This window comes from Chloroflexus sp. (assembly GCF_034434295.1).
Classification (GTDB): Bacteria; Chloroflexota; Chloroflexia; order Chloroflexales; family Chloroflexaceae; genus Chloroflexus.
The window spans coordinates 1-20,111 of record NZ_DAOTZQ010000051.1; the positions used below are offsets into that span (position 1 = coordinate 1).

A 20,111-nucleotide genomic window follows, 5' to 3' on the forward strand; every position below is an offset into this window, starting at 1 on the left:
CGACGCGGAAGGCGACTTCATAGCCACCCTCGGTGATGTTCGGGTTGGTGTTTGCCGGCGAGACCATCGGCAGGCTGGCATTCTTGTAGTCGGGCAGCGCAGCCAGGGCGACACCCGAATTGAGGTGACCGACCACACAAAGAATATCCTGATCCGACACAATATTCTTGGCGTTGGCCGAGCCAACTTCCGGTCGGGCCTGGTCGTCGAACGGAGCCAGTTCAACGCGGAAGCCCAGCTCAGTAAGCGGGCCAGACAACTGCTGAACGGCCAGCTCGGCGGCATTCTTCATACCGGTACCGAGCGCAGCCTGACCACCTGACAGTGGGCTTTGGGTGGCAATCTTGATCACCTGAGCCGCAGGTGCTGTGGTTGGTGCAGCGGTGGGCTGCGGTGCTGCGGTGGCCTGCGTAGCCGGCTGCGGTGTGGCTGTGGGCTGAGCCTGCGGTGCACCACAGGCGGCCAGCATCGAAGCCAGCATACCGACCAGCAGTAAGAAACTGATCGAACGCTTCATGACCGATTTCTCCTTAAACATGCTTCAAACCGGTAATCTGCTGTCTCCAGAGGGCTGGTTGTACGCAACACAACGATACCAGAACGCCTTTGCGCAGCGCTGCTATGCATCGTTGCGTTGCCGACAATTAGCCACAGTGGATGACAGTAGGCGAATATACGCCATAGACGCCAGTTTGTCAAGCAGGCTGGCACCGGCTAGAATAGTGTCAGGTAACCAACGTTGCTACCTTTATCACCACAGAGGCACGGAGGACACAGAGGATGGACATAACCCGAGTTGCCAGCTTAAGGCGTGACGGAGCGTGTCGATGGGAACTGGCTGCTACCCACATGGTTCATACAGGTACGCTGCACAGTGTGATGTGCAGCGTCGTGCTGTTCATCCTGGCAGTCAGCCTCACGTGGCTTGCTCACAGCGTAGGTAGCAACCTGGGTCGTCAGGTAATAACCGAGAGTTCGGGAGCACCATACGATGATGCGTGACGAATCGCCTCCCATTCCATTTTGGATGATCGGTATTTTAGGCGCACTCTTGCTGATCGGCATGAGCATATTTTTGCAACAAACACGCACAGTTGCCTTGATTGATCAATTTGCCCGCCAGCCAACGCCAGCCTTGCCGCTGCCTAGCCTGCCACAGTTAGAGCTTCAGAATCTCCCTCCAGACGCACAGGAGGCAGCCCAGCGCCTCTGGCAGCAGATTATGGCTGGTAATCGTTCGCAAGCGGTTGATCCTGTTGCCAGTAATCAACGGTTGCGGGTGGTGATCGATGGGATCGAGCCTACTCCCAATGGAGTACGGGTTCGGGGAATGGTAACAAATCTGACCGATGGCAATCTCCAGGTGCCGATCAGCGCCTTTGAGTTGCGTGACAGTGCCGGTGAAAGTTATCGCGCACCAGGGACAACGATAGCCAACCTATCACCTGGAGCTTCGACACCGCTTGAATTGAGCGTCCCATTACCGAATGGTCGCGGCTTGCTGTTGATCACCCATCTGCCGCCCGACCCACCGCTGGAGCAACGCTTACTTATCGATGTGCAAGGGACATCATCATGACTGACGCGATGACTGACGTGCTTCGTCAACGACTGGCCATTGTTCGTGAGCAGATTGCAGCAGCCGCTGCCGCTGCCGGACGGCAAGCCAACGAGGTTCAGTTGGTTGCAGTGAGTAAGACCCATCCGCCAGAAGTGGTGGCAGCAGCGATTGCTGCCGGGGTCAGCGACATTGGCGAGAATCGTGTGCAAGAAGCTCAACATAAAATCGCGGCGTTACAGTCTCTGCAACCACGGCCGCGCTGGCACCTGATCGGCCATCTTCAGCGGAATAAGGCTAAAGTCGCGGTTGAATTGTTCGATCTCATCCATTCTGTGGATAGTGTACGACTGGCAGAAACGCTGGATCGGTTTGCACGTGAACGGGATCGGCGATTACCCATTTTGCTTCAGGTGAATGTGAGTGGCGAGGCGAGTAAAGAGGGCTTTGCAGTCGTGGACGGGATAAAAAATGTAGCAGCGTATAGCGCATTCTTGCGCGATGTCGAGGCTATTCTGCAACTGCCGGCCCTTGAGATACGAGGTCTGATGACGATTGCGCCGATTGTTGAGCATCCCGATCTGGCGCGGCCATACTTCGCAACCTTACGTGAGCTACGTGATGATCTGGCCCGTCGCTATCCTCAGACCAATTGGCACGAGCTTTCGATGGGTATGAGTGATGACCTCACAGCGGCGATTGCCGAAGGAGCAACGATGGTGCGGATCGGCAGAGCAATTTTCGGTGAGCGAACAGGTAAAATGGTGTAAGAGTCGGGAACTATGTCTATGAATGAACTGCCCGCCGATTTTACAATTCTGGCCTTGGAAACTTCTTGTGACGAGACGGCTGCCGCAGTGGTGCGTGGTGGTCGGACAGTGCTGAGCAATATCGTCGCGTCCCAAATGGCGACCCATGAACGCTATGGTGGGGTCGTGCCGGAAATTGCCTCGCGCCAGCACATTCTCAGTCTGGCACCGGTCGTGCGGGCAGCCTTGGCCGTCCTACCAAACGGCTGGGCTGATGTGCATGCAGTAGCCGCCACTCATGGGCCGGGGCTGAGCGGTGCGCTGCTCACCGGTCTCAATGCAGCCAAGGCCATGGCATGGCGACGCGGTTTGCCTTTTGTGGCAGTTAACCATCTCGAAGCGCACCTTTATGCCGGATGGCTAGGTAGTGATCCGCCACCACCGTTTCCACTCGTTGCCCTGCTGGTGAGTGGAGGGCATACGTTGCTGGTACTCTTGCGCGATCACGGTAACTATCAACTGCTTGGGCAAACCCGCGACGATGCAGCGGGTGAAGCCTTTGATAAAGTAGCGCGTATTTTGGGGTTGGGCTACCCAGGCGGGCCGGCAATTCAGGCGGCTGCTGCCAATGCCACTCCTGGTGGCGTGCTGCCACGGGCCTGGCTGCGCGACAGCTACGATTTTTCGTTTAGCGGTTTGAAAACAGCAGTCCTTCATCGTGTGCAGGATCGGCTGGCTCAGCAAAGCCGACTGAGTGGACGGAAGGGAGCTGGTGAGAAGCCGCAGCTCGATGCACCGTTTGTGGCACAGATGGCCTACGCCTTTCAAGAGTCGGTGGTCGATGTGCTGGTTACCAAAACTGTTGACGCGGCCCGGCGGTATCAGGCGCAGGCGATTCTTCTCGCCGGTGGGGTCGCGGCTAATCGACGGTTACGTGAAGAGCTGATCCGGCGTGCCAGTGTGCCGGTGCATTTGCCCGCTTTTGATCTCTGCACCGACAATGCGGCAATGGTCGCTGCCGCTGCATTTTACCGGTTTCACAGCGGTGTGCAGTACGGCTGGGATGTTGATGTGACGGCAAATCTACCGCTAGAACAGGTGCATTAAGAAGTTGCCTGTATCCTGTTCAAGCCGGGATATGCGGTGAACCGGGCGCATGGTACTTTATTCAGCCCGTCGGCGTACAAACCAGATACCGGCCACAATCAGGAGCAAGATAGTCAGGGTAATTGCTAGCGGCCAGGACGGCGGAGCAAGCGGAGGGCTTTGGACAGGTTGCGACTGCGCACCTGCTGAACCATCCGGTTCAACAGCCTGCGACTCGCGGGCAGTGCCATTTGCCGGTATTGTTGGTTCGGCCATCGTACTCAATACCGCTTCAGACGACGGTTCTGCTTGCTCAACCTCATTTGGTCTGGCAGCGATAGCAGGGGCGTTTTCAGCAACGGGCGACTCAGGTAGGGCAGCGGCAAAGGCAGGGGTAGTGGGTGATATGGTGTCGCTACTCATCATGACTTGCGGGGCGCTGGCTGGATTGTTATTAAGCCCCAGTATCTGCCAGCTCACAAGAATGACCAACACCAGCGCAGCCAGACCGCTGAGCGGCTGCCACCAGCCAGACAAGGCAAACTGGCGCCGACGCACGCCGGCCATCTCAGGAGTCAGCGTAAACGTGCGCGGGAGCGTTACCCATGGCTGTTCATGGAGGAGGTCGCGAACGGCACGCAGCTCGGCCAGTTCACGGCGTAACGATGGCTCGACGCGCAACCGCTGTTCGAGCACAGCTCGCTCGGCAGGCGTCAGCTCGTTGTCAATATATGCCGAGAGCAATTCACGATCATGCTCAGGTAATTCAGATGGTGAAGGTGACAGGGTTGTCATCAGCGTACTCGTGTAACCATCAGGTGTGACTGTTATGTGTTTGTTTCATCATCAAGACGAAATTTTAACGGTAAGAGTTCCCCGGCGCGGAGAATATCGCGCAATTTAGCCCGGGCCCGACTTAATCGCGATTTCACAGTTCCTAACTGCACACCGGTAATTTGGGCAATCTCCTCATAGGCTAACCCTTGAATATCGCTGAGGATGATCACGATACGCTGATCTTCAGGTAGTTCGGCCAAACCACGCTGGATTGCTGCACTCAGCTCTTGTTGCAACATAATCTCATCGAGACTGGCACCCGGATCGGGAGGATCAAGCCGACTACTCTCATCGTCTGGCTCTTTGTCGAGCGACACCGATGGTCGCCGTTTCCGAGTGCGTAGTACATCGTAGCAGGTGTTGGTGGCAATACGGAGGAGCCAGGACTTCAATGCACCGCCGCGAAAGTTCGATAAATGACGAAAAGCGGAGATAAACGTGTCCTGGGTGGCATCGGCTGCGGCATCGGCATCGCCCAACATACGATAACAAAGGTTGTAGACCCGCGTTTCGTATAGCCGTACAATCTGGTTAAACGAGTCGAGATCGCCCGCCTGTGCTGCACTGATCAGTCGTTGCTCTTCATTAGCCATACGATCGCTCGTCTCTTGCACCAACCTGAGCTGTATTATACCGGTTTTGCGTCGGGAGGGATAACGATGTTTGCCCGTTGAAAGAGCATATCGTCAACTCGACGTAAACTGATCAGGCGTAGGTAAGGTGGCGATTGCGGGGCAAACCCCACGCCCTCGACCAGACCAGGACGAGGGGCAAGCGGCGGCGATGGATTACCAACAATAATCGGGCTGATGGTCAGAAAGACTTCGTCGATCAGATGGTTTGTCAGCAGTGTGCCATACGTGCGACCACCACCTTCGCTGAGCAACGTGCGAATCCCGTAATGGTGACGCAACTGTGCCAGGGCTGCACTCAGGTCAAGTTGCCCATCGGTACCGGTCAGGCAGATCAGGTGGGGATAGCGTTGCCGGGCACGTTCGGCACCCTCAGCGGTTGTCAGCAGGAAGAGTGTTCGTGGCAGGTCAAGGGCAACGGCTGCCGGCAAATCACCACTGGCCGAGAGGATGACCAGCGCCGGTAACGCAGGACGCTCTTCGGCTTCGCGTAAGGCAGCGAATTCGGACCAGGCGAAGATCTCTCCCGGTGCCCAGCGATGACGGCGAGCTGCACGCAGAGTAGCATTGCCGACCAGAATCGCATCGGCGCGAGCACGCACCAGTTCCATCAGCCAGTGGTCGTGACGGCTCCCGCGACTAATCGCATTACCGCCATTCCAACCCGGCTGATTAAACGCAATTCGTCCATCGTGTGAAACAACGAAATTAGTCCAGACAAGCGGACGATGAGTGGGGATCGATGGGAGACGCCAGTCACCATTGTACACTGCACGAATGGCTGCCGGCAGTCCAGGACCGCAATTCGGCTCTTCTTCAAACAGGAGGGTAAAGGGTGCAATCATGCAGATTGATCAGATGACCACTGCTCCCAATCGGCTCCGCCCGGCCAGTGTTCGATTACCGGGTGCCACAAGCGGATCGAGGACATCACGCTGCACATAGAGGTCAACCTGTCCACCGAACCACACACTGGCGATCCGGGTACCGGGGTTCAGTGTCGCACCCAGAGACGTTTCGCAGCGCAACCAGCGTCCCAGCGGTGCGGCAACGATAGCGATCAGCATTGGCCCCCAGGTTGTCTCCAGGCCGATATACAGCCGTTGATTACGTTCAGCCGCCTGGGGATCACGTAACGGACGATGATCGCCGGTCAGTTGTTCAAGATAGGCTACACGACCGGCCAGCGGAGCACGACAGATCGGTACATCGAACGGGCCGATAATCGTCGTCAGGCGCAGACAGTCACTATGGACAAAGCGATGCTCATAGACTTCACGTACCCCTTGCACGTGACCATCGGCCACGGCAAAAATGGTACGTGGTTCATCGGGTGGAATACGGCGCGGATTGCGGAAGAGCGCTGCTGCCAGCGCCGTCAGAGCCAGTGTGGCCGGTGCCAGTCGTGGTCGGAGACCAAGCGCAAGACCGGTGAGGCCTAGACCGATCCCGACAACAGTCGTTGCTTCGACATCAAGACCGGGTAGTGCAGGTTGACGCTGATTGGTTGTCGGCTCTGACATACGTTCACCCGACAAAACACTAAATGGAGATAGACTGTAGCATGATTCTAGCATGAATGAGCGACCCGCGCAAACCTCACGGCAACTGGAATGCCCCTGCTTTCAGTTCAAATGCGACCGTAGCTGTTGGTTGCATTGAGGGCATACGTGCTATCGGAGAAAGGCATCAGCCACACGATGTGCACTGATGTGGCGGACAGGCCCTGTAGATGCGCTTTTCCTTCATTATGCGTGGTCAACCGTAGATGTCATCGCCTGTGGATGGGGGTTGATCACCACAACAGCGTTGTGACTGCGGTTGATATGATGCAAGATACCTGAAGAAGATATATATTGACGCGCCGTGTCAGATTGATTACACTAAAGTAATCACCGGGTCAATCTGAACTGCAATTCGTGAAAGGGAGGTGCCATGGATCGAACAGTTGGCGAGGTGATGCATGTTGGTGTGTTGACCTGCCGCCGTGAGACACCAATTCAGGATGTGGCCCGTCAAATGTCGGAACAAGACGTGAGTGCGCTGGTCGTCGTCGACGATGAGGGGTACATGGTTGGATTGGTTTCACGTACCGATCTGGTCAATGCGCGCCTGTACGAACAGTACTGGAAACATTGGCGCGGGCTGACGGTAGGGCACATTATGATCACCGATGTCGTGTCTGTTACGCCGCAGGATACGCTGCAACACGCCAGTCGCTTGATGATGGAACGCCGTATCCACCGGGTGATTGTGGTCGAGCCGGGGGAAAAGGGATTGCGTCCGATTGGGGTGCTGTCGGTGACCGATGTCGTGCGTGATATTGCCAATGAGTAGGAGCGTTTTTGTTGTGCGTTGGGGATTCTGAGACTGACCGTGAAGAGATGCAATCGGTTCAGAATGCAGGCAAACTGTGTAGAGATTCTGTCCGATTGTCTGTTACCAAATACCACACGAATGCAGAGCGCAAGGAGTTTTTCGTTCGATGTTGCCTAAAGCTGTACCCAGCGTTTAGCCAGAAGCGGAGAAGGTACAACTATCCGGCAAGGATAACATCTGGCGTCCCTGTTATCATGCTGTGAAGAAACGTGGCGATCAGGTGTAGAGGCTGTTGCACAAGCAGGGAGGGGTGACGTATACGTCGCCCCTCCGACATCTCGCCTCAAGTTGCGAGATGAGACAGGCGTCTGGTAATCAGTAGCTGTTTCGAACAAGTATCATCCCCAAGTTGCTACCTTTATCACCACAGAGGCACCGAGGACAGACATAGAGGATGGGCATAACCCAAGTTGCTACCGTAAGGCGTGAAGGAGCGCGTCTGAAGAACTGGCTGCTATCCACATGGTTCATACAGTTCGGCCATGCTGCACGGTGTTGTGCGCAGCGTTGTGCTGTTCATCCTGGCAGTCAGTCCCACATGGCCTGCTCACAGTATAATGTAGCAACTTGGGTTACTTACTAACAGACTCCATGATCGTGCCGAGAACACATAGCATTCCTGCGACCAGCAGGGTGAACGGCGTAGCACGAGCCTGGCACGAAGCACGACTTACGCGGCAGCCATGCTGCCGCACTCCAAACGATGCGACACGCGCATGACGAGCGGGCAAGGTAATCAATCCGGCGAGTGATTGCATTGGAGATGCTCATCAGCACTCCTCGCTTTCATACTGACGTGCTGGGAGCAGTGATGAGTCGTCTTTGGTTATTGGCGAGCGTCCATGCGCCTGTGCGATGGTTGGGGAGCAGGTAGGGGTGGGTTAAGAACCTGTCCCTATGGGATGCGGTAAACGAGGGGGAAAGAGTAGGTCTTGAATTGCGTACCATTCATTAGTATTGTTCAGATTTGAGATTACCCCAGAATAGTGCCTATCTTCGCATAAGCGTTGATGCAATCTAGAACCTGTTTCAAAAAACATCTATTATGAAGGTATCTCATTCATTGCCGACCGATTCTTGATCGTGACGAGCACACCCGGCACCCGCGTGACCAGCCGGGTCAACGACGTGACACGTGCCAGATCGTGAGTACGGCTGGCGCGGCAGCATGGCTGCCGCACTCCAAACCACGTCACACGCGGGTGATGAGCGATTAAGGCAACCTGTTCAGCTCGTGATGGCACCGGAGATGGTTATTAGAGCGCGACAATGCAGCTTTTTATGAAATAAGTTCTACACGATGGCAAGTGTAATCCCGGCAGGTACGTTCGGTTGTATGCCTCAATGCAAATAATCGCGGATTTGCTCAACCCACAACCATACCCCTTGGCCGACGATAGCGACAATCCCAGCCGCAGCCAACCATCGCCCCCAGACTGAGCGTGCGGCGAGCCGATCCAGGGCAATACCGGCTGAAATGCAGAGCGCCGGATAGAGAAATAACCCCCAGCGCAAGCCCTGATCGGCGATAAGCAGCAAGGCCAAACCGTTCAGCGTACCGGCCCACCACGCGCCGATCAACCAGCGTAAACGCGACGCCTCAATCAGCGTTGAGCGCCAGAGGAGCCATAATCCGCATAGATTGGCGAGTGCCAGACCGAATGGCAGCACCAGGCTGCGTCGGTGTGGTGGTTGTAAACCAATCAGCGCCAACGCTGTATCGCTCAGAATCTGTATCGGCGCGAGACCGCCACTGGCTCCCTGACCACCTCGCTGCGCGATCAGGTCGAGATACGGGGGGGCGGTGTAAACGACAATCAGCGCTAATCCCAGCCCGCCGGCAGCAGCAACGAATAATCGCAACGGCGTGGTCACGGTTGGCGGTTGTTGCCATGCCAGCACCCATGCCCACCCGATCAATAGCCCAAATCCCAGGGTCACCCCAGAATGGGCGAGTAAACCGGCACAGATTGCCAGAGTCAATCCCATCAGCGCTAACCAACCGCTCTGGCGCGAGGAAGCACCGCTGAACAATCCGATGAGTGCCGGAAGCATGAGAGCCTGTCCACCAACATTAGCCAGCTCACCAATAGACAGGGCTTCAAAGGCTTGCGTTGCCCCGATGTAACAGGCAGCGCCGAATAATGCTGCCCGCAGGCCGAAGCCGACCTGTTTGACCCACCACCAGATCGCCAGGCAGAAGAGGCTGTCAAGGGCAGCCGCGACCACTGTGACCAGGATGCGACGGGAGGCAAAATCATCGCCGACCAGCAATTGCAATGGCAAAGCCAACAAATAAAAGCCAACCGGATAGGGCGCAATTCCACCACCAGCATCCGCAGGCAATCCAGCCGTTAAAAAGACCTGACCCAGGCCGAGACGGAGCAGATTATTGGCGTGAAAACCGACATCACTACTGATCGCATGTGGATGCAATAATCCGGCCAGACGGACAATCAGGGCTACCTGCGTTAGCGCAATGGCCTGCCGCCAGGCCAGGTGTTGCGGCCAGCGCCAGGCCAGGCCAACGCTGACGACAGTGGCAAACAGGATCAAACCAGCCAGAAGAGGAGTTACAAGTGCAAACGCGAGGCGAAACAGGGCAAATGCCGCCACTACAATGATGCCGCTTCCGCTTAGCAGCGCAATGATCCAGTTGGAGCGCAGTTCGATGCTCTGACCCCAAACCCACAGTGCTGTCAAGATCAACCCTACCCAGGCTAGTTGAACCCAATCGGGTATTTGCCATGTATCAATCGTCCGTACCCACACATCGCGCAAGACGAAACCAAGCGCACGTGGATCGCCATCGACCTGAAGGGGGGCACTCCGAAACGTAAGTTGCAATGCACCGTTTGCAGGTACCAGCAGCGTGTAACGGCGTACCGTTGCTGCCGGTAACGAAAGAACCAGCGGATGCTCGCTCCCAACCTGCCACTCAGACGATGTCGGCGTACCGTCCGGTCGCCCACCCTGAGCACGCACCGTCACCAGCCAATGACCGCCACCAATACCGGCTAACAGCAGGCTACTCTCCGGTTGCGTCCAGCGATACGGATCATCTGCACCGGGTAATTGCCACCACTCGGCTACGGCAGGTACTGCCGGTTCAGCGGCATGCATCATGTGGAGAAACGGCGCATCATCTTCGCGCCGCTGAGTATGGGGATCACCTCCTACTGCCAGATGGATATGCAGTGGCACCTGATAGGCCAGTGCGCTGCCTAAAGTGACGAGAGCCAGCACCAGTGCCAGCGATAATACACGATAGTGCATAGCGACCACCAACTGCCGGATCGCCTCTGGCATCGCAGGGATCACGACTTACCACTACCCCATGTAATGACAATGACACCGATAACGATAATGAACGCACCAATCAGACGAATCGGCGACACCGACTCGTTGAGGAGGATACGCGAAGGGATCAAGATGATCACATAATTGAGTGCCAGCAGAGGGTAGGCAAACGAGAGATCGACGCGCGAGATGACACCGAGCCAGAAAATAGCACCACCGAAGACGAGGGCAAACCCCAAAATAACACGCCAATCGGTAAAGGTGGCCCAGAGTACCCGCGGATCAAGCGAAAAAGCACCAACCTGAGAGGTCACGTGATTGATACCGATCTTTAGCAGCACCTCGCCAGTAACGGTCAGCGCACTGGCGGTGATCAAGAGTGAGAGCACCAGTAGCATAGAACGAAACTTTTGTGAATAAGCGAATAACGGTTTCATGGTCGTCGGCGTAATACATAGACAGCGTAATCGCAAATCCCTGAACGAAGCGGGTAATGACGTACCACATCGAAGCCATCGCCGAATATTGCCTGATAATCGGCATCGTGGCGAATATACCCACCCCGATCCAGCGTGTGCATCAAGTGACCAAGCGGGTTCTGAGCAGGTGGTGGTGGCGTATCCTCCATCACCAGAATAGTGGCTCCTGGCCGCATCACCCGATACACCTCGTGCATCACCAACCGGGCCGTTGTATCGGGAAGGTGGTGTAAGACACCGAGGATCAAACCGGCATCGAACGTCTGATCGGCAAACGGTAAGGCTTCACCACCGGCAGCAACATAGGAACCCGGTCGGTGGCGAACAGCAAACCGCAAATAGGTGAGCGACGGATCAACGCCAATATAACGATGGGCTGGAAAATCAGCGGCAAACTCACCGGTACCGCACCCCAAATCGAGAAAACGGCGGTGATCGCCGTGCCATGGGCGCAATTCACGAGCGATGGCCAGATGTTCACCGGTGAAACCGGCTTCAACCAGCCAGCGCAATCGGTTCCAGAGTTCTGGTGTAGTACTTAATCGGTTAAGCAGAAGATCGAACATCGTGATGAACCATTTCGTTAATCAGACAGCTTTGCGGGCGAGAGACACGATTGAGAGACCAAAAGGAAACCGACCACCTCGTGCAAGGTATGCCGCCTCGACCATCATCGGCAGGCGGAGCAGTGTATTGAGCGGCTTTGATGGCATGACCATCGCTGAATCGGTGTGTTGCTGTTGGGTGGGCAGGATACGTTCGAGCAGGCGTACCGCTGCCGATAGGGGAAAGAGGATGGTCAGGGCATAGGTCAGGTGCTCGATCACAAATCCATTTGTTTCCAGCAGGCGCTGTACCTCACCGGCAGTGTAGCGATGACGAGTATGTACCTGCCGGTCATGGGAAGATCGCAGCCATTCGTATGCCGGCAATCGGATGAGGATACGACCGTTTGGACGCAATACACGCCACATCTCTCGCAGTGCGTGTTGCTCATCGATCACGGCCCGATGATACAGCACATCGAACGACGTGACCAGATCAAAGCTCTGGTCGGCGAATGGCAACTGCACGACCGAACCACGAACCAGACAACCGGGAAGCCGCTGACGAGCGAGAGCTAACGCTTCAGCGGCCAGATCAAGTCCAACCACCCTGCCATAGCGACGCAGAAAAAGGGCATCCCCACCGGTGCCACAACCGGCGTCGAGAATCTGAAGGTTGTGGGGAGGAGGTAGGAATCGTTCGAGCAAAGCGGCATTGATCGCACGCATGCCGCCATACCACCAGTGTTGCAGCTCAACGGCTGCCATTGTTGTGTACTCATGCTTTTCCATAATCGGGCGGACTATACCAGATAGCAAGACGAATGGCAAGCTGGTGTATGGATGTCGTCAATAGAACCTGATTTTAAAAAACGTCTACGAGAAGTTATCTCCTTCATTCCTGACCGACTCTATGATCGTAACGAGTACATACAGCATTCTCGTGACTAGCCGGGTCAACGGCGTGCCGGATCGTGAGCACGGCTGCTGCGGCAGCCATGCTGCCGCACTCCAAACGCCGCGACACACGCATGGCGAGCGAGCAAGGCAATCTATCCAGGGCATAATGACATGACCGGAGCTGCTCTCTGTCAACGGGCCAGAAGTAGGATAGAACCTGTTTCAAAAAGCATCTCCTGGAAGTTAGCTCATTCACTCCTGACTGACTCTATGAACGTGACGAGCACATACAGTATCTCTGTGATCAGCAGGGTCAACGGTGCACCACGCGCCGGATCGTGAGCGCGGCTGCTGCGGCAGCCATGCTGCCGCACTCCACACCGTGCAACACGTGAATGATGAGCGGGGAAGGCAACCAATCCAACGAGAGATGGCACTGGAGATGGAATCGGTTCTCCTCGCTGACATACTGGCAGTCTGGGAGCAGCATATGCTGTCGTTGGCGATTGGCAAGTGTTCATGAACCAGTGCGACGGGCAAGTAGCACGATACACAGCTTTTATGAAACAAGTGCTAGGCTGTCGTTGGTGATTGCAAGCGTTCATGCGCCTGTAGACAGTCTGGCAGCACGATAGCATAGCTTTTATGAAGTAAGTGCTAATCATTCCCAGCAAACCATCCCACTGGCGAGCGAAGCTGGCCCAGTTCCGGGCATTCAATGATCACCTCATCGCCATCACGAAGCCATGGCCCACTATCGCTATGAATATCGAGCAGGCATCCTCCGGCAGCCACACCACTGATGATAATCTCGCCTGGTTGTAACCACGTATCCTGACTGGCAAAGGCTATCAGTTCGGCAAACGAAAACCGCATTCGTCCGGTATGATAGCGACTCACTTCCTGGCCATTGATCAATAGACGCAACGTCAAGAGCAAACGGCCATCGTCGTCACGGTAATATTCCAGCTCATCAGCAGTGACCAGCCAGGGGCCGAGCGATGTAGCAACATCTCGCGGACGCAGAGCTGCCAGGTGAGGATCGCGGATTGTCCAGGCATTCACCAACAGATAGCCGGCGATATACGCATCGGCTTCGGCAGGTGAAATATCGCGTCCGGTCTGTCCAATCACACATCCCAGGGCCATCCCACAATCGAGGGGTGCAGAGGCCGGCAATTCGACCAACTCATCAGGGCCATAAAGCGTAGTATGAGCGGCAAAACGAAAAGCGGGATGCCGGCGATCACCGATCCAGTAGCCGGCAGCTTGACGCAGAGCCGCCGTTTGATCATCGACAAAGGCATCAAATTCACGCAGTGACACTACTCGCGGTAACGGCGATACCAGACGTACCTGCGACACTGGGATAACTAATGCCTCCTCGCCAATGACGAGACCATCATGCCAGGAAAAGCTGGTAAAGGTTTCGCTCATCGGCTCCTCGTTGCCCATCAAACTCACCACCGCCTGCACAATATCGGTGGCAGTAGCCAGGGTGACATCAGGATGGCTACCGCCGAGCAACGTGAGCATATCCCAGGGCTCATCAGCAATATCCTCGCTAACCAAAGGCGCCGCCGTAGCCAGATCAATGATCGTGTCACCCAGTAGCACGCCACTGCGAACATTGCCCCCGGCAGGAGGAATAAAACTCACGAGACGCACAGTAATCCCCTTCTCTGGTTGCATGGTGTGCACACGGCGCAAACACCGTGTACTGACCAGACTGCTCATATCATACCGGATCATGGCGGCAGGCATGTTTGTGACATCGCTCAAAATGCACACATCTACGACACAATTTGTTCACTTCTACTCTAGGCAAAGTGGCCGGATTATGGTAGAATATTGCATATAAACAACTCTTATTTCTTTCAATCAAAAACAAAACGGAGTACTATTTTTATGGAGTACGAACTGACCAACCAACGCACTCTGAGCCGCCTCGATCAGTACATTCTGTTCTACTGGCTCATTTCGTTGTTGATCGGGATTCCGATCCTGGGGGATTGGCTAAGAAGCTGGAACGTTCCGGCAACACTGGCCAGTCCCTGGTTTGTGATATTCTTGCTGGTCAGCTTTGCCCTCAGTCAGGTGTTATACGTGCTGGTCGCCCGTCACGACGGAAGACCATTTCTGTGGGGGCCAACGATCATTTTCAGCATCGGCAACGGCGTCATCGAAACGTTTGCCTTTGCGACCATGTACCGGCTAGGCGAATGGATCGGCAATGGATTAGCCGGTCAGTTCTGGCCGATGCTGGTTGGACCACTGGGCTTTGCGGTAGGCTTCACCGCCTTTGTCATTTATGGCGGTGTCATTCATGGCTTCTTCTGGTTGCCTTATCTCCCACCGCACCTTGACGACTCACCGCGTTCGATGCGGATTCGCAAATTGCGCCCCCTCGCTGAAATGGCACTTGTGCTGGGTTGGAGCCTCTGCCTCTACCTGTATCAGGACATCTGGACGGTTATTTTTATTCACATCCTCGTTGATCTCGGCTTGATGCTACGGGTGCGACCGCCAGTCTTTTTGGGTGTGAGCCGACAAGGGGTGGTTGAGTAGTGGCTGAGTGACCTGGGCACGAGACAAGCGCAAACGCACTGAGGTGCCAAGCCAGATGTCGTTGTTGTCAACGGGCACAGGGGTATGTGGTCGAAGCCGTTGCCGCACCGGCCCACTGAAAACACCTGAAGGACTGGCCAGATCGACAATGTGGGCAGTGGTTTCACTCACCATCAGGTGCGCATGACGTAGCGCGATATCTGATCCAAGAACGACCAGATGGCAGGCTGGATCGCTGCCGATAGAGAAGAGACCGTGGGGCAGCGTTATCGTTCGCTCACCCTGATCATCGTGGAGATGGACACTCCAGGCCGGTAACGGCGCCGGAGCCGATGGTCGGGTCGGTTTTGGTCGTCTGCGCCGCATCAACCATATCCCACACGCACCTGTTCCTGCCAGACCGATCCCTACGATCCATTCAGATGGCAACACTATCGTCGGATAGGCAACGACGAATGCTGCTTGTTGACCACAACCATACAGTGTTGCCATCTTTGGCAACGCACCGGCGAATTGGGCCTGCCAGCGCACCTCTGCTAACCGAATGAGTGCTTTTGGACGTTGAATTGTCGAGTTGCCGGTCCACACATACAGATCGTAAGGAGGATAGGGGCAGTGTAACAGCACTGCCCACGCTGTTGGAGAGATACGTTCGACGCCGAGAATAAGGGGTAGTGGTGGCGAAGCGGGAACAGGCGGAGTCGTTGTAGCTGCAACGAGTGTTCCCCACATAACAACAAGGGCTAGTGTAACAATGAATGGATGGTAACGACGCATAGTGAACTCCTCATATGGTGATACGCTCTGTATATAAACCGGTTGAGGAGGGCAAAGGTTACACTTATTTTTGAAGGAAATTGAGCAAAAGCATTTGTACTTCGTCATGCTGTGTTAGAACCTGTTTCAAAAATATCTAACCCAAGTTGCTACCTTTGTCACCACAGAGACACAGAGGATGGATATAACCCGGGTTGCTACCCTGAGGCGTGACGGAGCACGTCCATGGGAACTGGCTACTACTCACATCGTTCATGCGGTTACGCCATACGATGTTGCGTGCAACGTCGTACTGTTCATCCTGACAGTCAGCATCCATGGCCTACTCACAGCATTGGTGGTAACTTGAGTTATCTACTAAACGTAATATCGGTCATTACTAAGCGAACTCCATGATGGTGTCAGCGGCGTGACACACGCCAGATCGTGAGCATAGCTGCTGCGGCAGCATGGCTGCCGCACTCCAAACGCTGCGACACGGGCATGACAAGCAGGCAAGGCACCCCATCTAGCGCGTGATGGCACAACCGGAACTGCGCTCTGCTGACGGGCCAGGAGCAGGGTAGGATGAACACACACAGAGTCAGCGTGACCAGCAGGGTCAGCAGCGTGACACACGCCAGATCCTGAGCACGGCTGGTGTGCGCCACAGGATGCGCCACGGCCATCGCTGTCTGGTAACGGAGTCTGCTTCGAGTGTCTCGCAGGGAAATCTCCACACCTCGCGCCTGATCGTGAGCACGGTTGACGCACTTCTCACGATAGGCCACGGGCACTGCTGTCTCACAACGGGACTCTCTCCGGGTGCCCCGTAGGGAACCCTCTGCCCCCCCCGCTTGTTGAGAAACGGTCTCAGAAAATAACCACACGACAAAATTCAACCAAAAAATCTCAAAAATTCCGCGCACCGTTTTGGCAGATTTCACGGTTCTATATGTGTACACGTTTTTTTCGCGATGAGGTGTTGCATGCGAATTGTCCAGCTCCTTGTTCTACTCGTTCTACTTACTGCCTGTACGCTATCGCCGGGAGCAACCACACCTGCAAGCCAACCACCATCGGTTTCGCAGGCTATTTCTACCGGGAAACTGGCAAGTCCGCTTGAACCGCGCCTCTGGTTAGTGACCGATCCGGCTGCGGTATTGGCGAGTGTTCCTGATAATCCCATCCCTGAAGATATTCCAACCTCGCCACCGTCTGGCTTCGTCAAAACGTTTGTTACCAGTTGGGTAAAAACCGCTATCGGCTACATCGCCCGTGACGGGCTACCGCCAACGCGGGCAGCACGCGGACTGATGCTAATCTCGGTGGCATTGAATGATGCGCTCATGATTAGCAATGAAGCTGCTCAGGAAGGCACCATCAACCAGACTGCCGTACTGGCCGGTGCAGCCTGGCCGGTGCTGCGCTACCTGCACCCGCAACACAGCGCTGAGATTGATCGGTATGTTCACGATGCGCGCTGGTACGGGTTATGGCAGCGTGATTCAATGTCGCCCGCGGCGCTTGAGCGAAGCTTTCAGCTTGGGCGAGCGGTTGGTGAACAGATCGTGGCGTGGGCACAACGTGATGGAAGCGATGCAGCGGTAGAGATTGCTTTGCCGGCAGCAGGAGGATGGGCAACCGCTCAATTGCCGCTGGACGCTCATTGGGGATCGGTCAAAACGGTTGCCTTGCCTGATGGTAGTGCTGTCATACTACCTGCTCCTCCGGCCTGGGACAGCAGTGCCATGGAACAGGAGCGCACAACCTTTCGAGCTGCGCAGCAAGTGCTGGACGAGGAGCATCGTTCGCTGGCGTGGCAATGGCATGCCGACGTGGGTACTGCAACTGTACCCGGTATCTGGTTTGAGACAGCGATAACGACCGCGGTGGTTCAGAATCTCGATGAACTAAAAACGGCTTCACTGCTGGCACACCTTGGCGTGGCCATGCACGATACGGCGGTCGCCTGCTGGTACAACAAATATCTTTATGGGTTTGCCCGCCCTGAGCAGTGGATGAACATCGTCGAACCGGGCTGGCAGCCGGTGTTACCCACCCCACCGCACCCTTCATACCCCTCCGGTCATGCGGCGTTCAGCTCGGCTGCTGCCAATCTGTTGATAGTTGCCTTTCCGCAACACAAAGACCTTTTCATTAGAGAAGCAGCCGATGCAACCCGTTCGCGCATTGTTGGTGGGGTGCATTGGGTCATGGATGGGAAGCAGGGAATGGCGTTAGGGAGTGAAGTTGCCCGCTATGTACTGAGTCGCTAATTGAAGAGGAGTTGCAACAATGTTGCTCAGCAATCATCGTCGCTCGCTATGGATCACCTGCTGGGGATTGGTATGGATGTTATTGTTGCTTACGCAACCGACTGCTGCCCAATCAACGCAGCCCCAGATGCAGGTAGGTGATCACATCATGATCACGGGCTGGATTGAAGTGACATTTACCGGGTTGCCCTTGACCATAGACAAAATACGCTGGAGTTGGAACCAGGAACCTACCGATGAGGTAAGCTGGCGATGGATTGAGGTTGAGGATGGCAACGCCACCAAATGGGTCGATCCACCTTCCGATTACAACAATTACGATCCTGAAGCACCGCCGATACTCTATGTGCAATTGCTTGATCTTGATGGGACAATCATCTCACTGAATGCACCGTTCATTAGAGCACGACCGATTGAGGTAACAATGGAATTACTACCACCTGAACGGGCTATGAGCGGTTATACCAATCAGAACCATGTGAATGTTCGTCTCGTTAACATCTTCGGGGGTAAACAAGGATATTTGGCAATCCCGCACCCAGATGAACTTGTCATCCACGATTTTTTCTTCAACGATCAGCCAGCGCTCCAACCGGAGTATCCGTTGCCGACATTAGAGGGAGAAATCTTGATTTATGTTGCAGTATGGGGAGAAGAGACTGCAAACTCGAAAAGTGACTGGTTTTCCCTGATTCGCGACATCACTCCGCCGACGTTAACGCACACTCAGGCCGACGTAGATACGGCTGACACACCTGCCCGATTGGTGATGAGTGGACGGTTTGCCGATAAATACGCCCCCTTACCGTACGCGATTGAGTGGGAATTTGTTGCCTCAGATGGATCAACCATTGGGAGTCCGGTGTTTCATGTATTGAGTGAGACTGAGGTTGGGGCAATAACTACGGCGGTTCTTAGCACAGAAGGCACACTGTATCAACTGCAGGTTACCTTAGACACCATTCCTGTGCAAGCGCGTATGCTTCAAGTCAGGCTATTTGATCGGGCTGGTAATTCGCAAGCTATAGAACCAATTCAACTAACTAATACCTCACACACCGTACACATTCCTTTCGTCGGACGATAGGTATTTCCCTGACAGGAGAACAGGCACTCATCAGGTGACGCTAGAGGCGTCGCCTTGGGTGAGTGCATGTCCGAAAACAAGGTAAGGAGACGCAGCATGGGTTTTCGTGCGCCTGTACCCGTACTCTCACGTTGGCTGGCAGTATTGGTAATCCTCAGTATCCTCCTGATCGGGCTATCTGTTTTGGTACCAATTCCGGTATTAGCACAGAGTGGGTCATACGGTTTTGCCAGTGCTGTTCCATGTCTCAACGGTGATCTTTCGCTGGCAACCACCTGTTTTGCCGACACGATGTATAAGCCAGTTGCTGCTAACGATCCGGCACTGGTGCGGGTGACAATTAGTAGCACAAAGCAGACGCTGGCACCTATTGGTACAACCAGTGGTGGTTATCGGCAGCGAATGGCCGTTAACAGCGGTATCGGCTCTGTCTATGGCCTGGCCTACGATGATGGGTCAGTTAGCGGTATTCGTCGTTTATTCGCAGGTGCATTTACCCGTCGATTCACCAGTTTTGGCCCACTCGGTTCCGGCGGTGTGTATGAATATCGTTTCGACAACGGACAATGGCTCCCATCGTTTACCGTACCTAACACTGGTTTGGATCGCCTATCGAATGACGCGAATGATACAGCGATTCTTAATGCGGTTGGAAAAACCGGCCTCGGCGACATGGAGATCAGCCCCGATGGTACGACACTCTATATCGTTAATCTGTACACTCGTCAGTTAGAACGATACGATATTACAAAGGAAATACCACAAAGCCTGGCGCCAATTGCCATCCCGTTGCATCTCATCAGTCAAAATCAAAGGACACTGGCAAATCTGCGGCCTTTTGCGCTGGAATTTGCGCCAAATACCGACGCGACAAATGGTGGCCCGCGTTTAGTGGTTGGCGTTACGGATACAGCCGCACCCAATGGTGAACCACAGGTGTTCGTGCTGGAATGGAA

18 protein-coding genes and 1 pseudogene are annotated in these 20,111 nt (G+C 55.0%); 8 read left to right on the forward strand and 11 right to left on the reverse strand.

The genetic code is table 11. The features are described from left to right. On the reverse strand, positions 1–517 hold a 517-nt coding region (locus VAE57_RS07880; RefSeq protein WP_322821334.1), incomplete at its 3' end, for an ABC transporter substrate-binding protein. A gap of 474 nt (positions 518–991) precedes the next feature. Here VAE57_RS07880 and VAE57_RS07885 point away from each other — a divergent pair. Genes VAE57_RS07885 through tsaD form a run of 3 tightly spaced genes read left to right on the forward strand, consistent with a single transcriptional unit; the run spans position 992 to position 3,414 of the window. Further along, positions 992–1,579 (forward strand): hypothetical protein, encoded by a 588-nt coding sequence (locus tag VAE57_RS07885; RefSeq protein WP_322821335.1) that lies wholly within the window; start codon positions 992–994, stop codon positions 1,577–1,579. Positions 1,580–1,587: 8 nt separating this feature from the next. Next, complete coding sequence (locus tag VAE57_RS07890; protein WP_416208438.1) at positions 1,588–2,328, forward strand: YggS family pyridoxal phosphate-dependent enzyme; 741 nt, start codon at positions 1,588–1,590, stop codon at positions 2,326–2,328. A gap of 18 nt (positions 2,329–2,346) precedes the next feature. Continuing rightward, positions 2,347–3,414: a tRNA (adenosine(37)-N6)-threonylcarbamoyltransferase complex transferase subunit TsaD gene (gene tsaD, locus VAE57_RS07895; RefSeq protein ID WP_322821337.1), complete on the forward strand. Its 1,068-nt coding sequence runs from the start codon at positions 2,347–2,349 to the stop codon at positions 3,412–3,414. 57 nt (positions 3,415–3,471) lie between these two features. Here tsaD and VAE57_RS07900 read toward each other — a convergent pair whose 3' ends face one another. Genes VAE57_RS07900 through VAE57_RS07915 form a run of 4 tightly spaced genes read right to left on the reverse strand, consistent with a single transcriptional unit; the run spans position 3,472 to position 6,385 of the window. Then, a complete protein-coding gene (locus VAE57_RS07900) occupies positions 3,472–4,188 on the reverse strand; it encodes an anti-sigma factor family protein (RefSeq protein WP_322821338.1) in 717 nt (238 codons plus the stop codon). Between the two features lie 32 nt (positions 4,189–4,220). Further along, positions 4,221–4,823, reverse strand: coding sequence for a sigma-70 family RNA polymerase sigma factor (locus VAE57_RS07905; protein ID WP_322821339.1), 603 nt, complete (start codon positions 4,821–4,823; stop codon positions 4,221–4,223). Positions 4,824–4,858: 35 nt separating this feature from the next. Beyond that, positions 4,859–5,707 carry a RibD family protein gene (locus tag VAE57_RS07910; RefSeq protein ID WP_322821340.1) on the reverse strand — a complete coding sequence of 283 codons (849 nt, stop codon included), beginning with the start codon at positions 5,705–5,707 and terminating at the stop codon, positions 4,859–4,861. Between the two features lie 9 nt (positions 5,708–5,716). Beyond that, positions 5,717–6,385, reverse strand: coding sequence for a phosphatidylserine decarboxylase (locus tag VAE57_RS07915; RefSeq protein ID WP_322821341.1), 669 nt, complete (start codon positions 6,383–6,385; stop codon positions 5,717–5,719). A 412-nt stretch (positions 6,386–6,797) separates the two neighbouring features. Here VAE57_RS07915 and VAE57_RS07920 point away from each other — a divergent pair, with 412 nt between their 5' ends. After that, on the forward strand, positions 6,798–7,199 hold the full coding sequence (locus VAE57_RS07920) for a cyclic nucleotide-binding/CBS domain-containing protein (protein WP_322821342.1): 402 nt from the start codon (positions 6,798–6,800) through the stop codon (positions 7,197–7,199). 1,383 nt (positions 7,200–8,582) lie between these two features. On the opposite strand, the gene VAE57_RS07925 is transcribed toward VAE57_RS07920, so the two are convergent. From VAE57_RS07925 to VAE57_RS07945, 5 genes are all read right to left on the reverse strand, one after another. Further along, positions 8,583–10,517 (reverse strand): hypothetical protein, encoded by a 1,935-nt coding sequence (locus VAE57_RS07925; protein ID WP_322821343.1) that lies wholly within the window; start codon positions 10,515–10,517, stop codon positions 8,583–8,585. A 41-nt stretch (positions 10,518–10,558) separates the two neighbouring features. After that, positions 10,559–10,939: an EamA family transporter gene (locus VAE57_RS07930; RefSeq protein WP_322821344.1), complete on the reverse strand. Its 381-nt coding sequence runs from the start codon at positions 10,937–10,939 to the stop codon at positions 10,559–10,561. Positions 10,940–10,974: 35 nt separating this feature from the next. Further along, entirely contained in the window at positions 10,975–11,586 is a 612-nt protein-coding gene (locus tag VAE57_RS07935; RefSeq protein ID WP_322821345.1) for a class I SAM-dependent methyltransferase, read from the reverse strand. 21 nt (positions 11,587–11,607) lie between these two features. Next, positions 11,608–12,333 (reverse strand): class I SAM-dependent methyltransferase, encoded by a 726-nt coding sequence (locus VAE57_RS07940; RefSeq protein WP_322821346.1) that lies wholly within the window; start codon positions 12,331–12,333, stop codon positions 11,608–11,610. A 789-nt stretch (positions 12,334–13,122) separates the two neighbouring features. Then, positions 13,123–14,133, reverse strand: a complete 1,011-nt coding sequence (locus VAE57_RS07945; protein ID WP_322821347.1) for a fumarylacetoacetate hydrolase family protein — start codon at positions 14,131–14,133, stop codon at positions 13,123–13,125. Between the two features lie 240 nt (positions 14,134–14,373). On the opposite strand from VAE57_RS07945, the gene VAE57_RS07950 reads away from it, so the two are divergent. Then, positions 14,374–15,033 carry a hypothetical protein gene (locus VAE57_RS07950; RefSeq protein ID WP_322821348.1) on the forward strand — a complete coding sequence of 220 codons (660 nt, stop codon included), beginning with the start codon at positions 14,374–14,376 and terminating at the stop codon, positions 15,031–15,033. Here the strand turns inward: VAE57_RS07950 and VAE57_RS07955 are convergent. Continuing rightward, a complete protein-coding gene (locus VAE57_RS07955) occupies positions 14,977–15,810 on the reverse strand; it encodes an FHA domain-containing protein (RefSeq protein ID WP_322821349.1) in 834 nt (277 codons plus the stop codon). The two genes, VAE57_RS07950 and VAE57_RS07955, sit on opposite strands and share 57 nt — an antisense overlap. 968 nt (positions 15,811–16,778) lie before the next feature. Here VAE57_RS07955 and VAE57_RS07960 point away from each other — a divergent pair. From VAE57_RS07960 to VAE57_RS07970, 3 genes and pseudogenes are all read left to right on the forward strand, one after another. After that, positions 16,779–18,068 (forward strand): vanadium-dependent haloperoxidase, encoded by a 1,290-nt coding sequence (locus VAE57_RS07960; protein WP_322821350.1) that lies wholly within the window; start codon positions 16,779–16,781, stop codon positions 18,066–18,068. A 19-nt stretch (positions 18,069–18,087) separates the two neighbouring features. Beyond that, on the forward strand, positions 18,088–19,155 hold the full coding sequence (locus tag VAE57_RS07965) for a hypothetical protein (RefSeq protein ID WP_322821351.1): 1,068 nt from the start codon (positions 18,088–18,090) through the stop codon (positions 19,153–19,155). Positions 19,156–19,251: 96 nt separating this feature from the next. Further along, positions 19,252–20,111, forward strand: a pseudogene (locus VAE57_RS07970) (hypothetical protein); the annotation flags it as partial.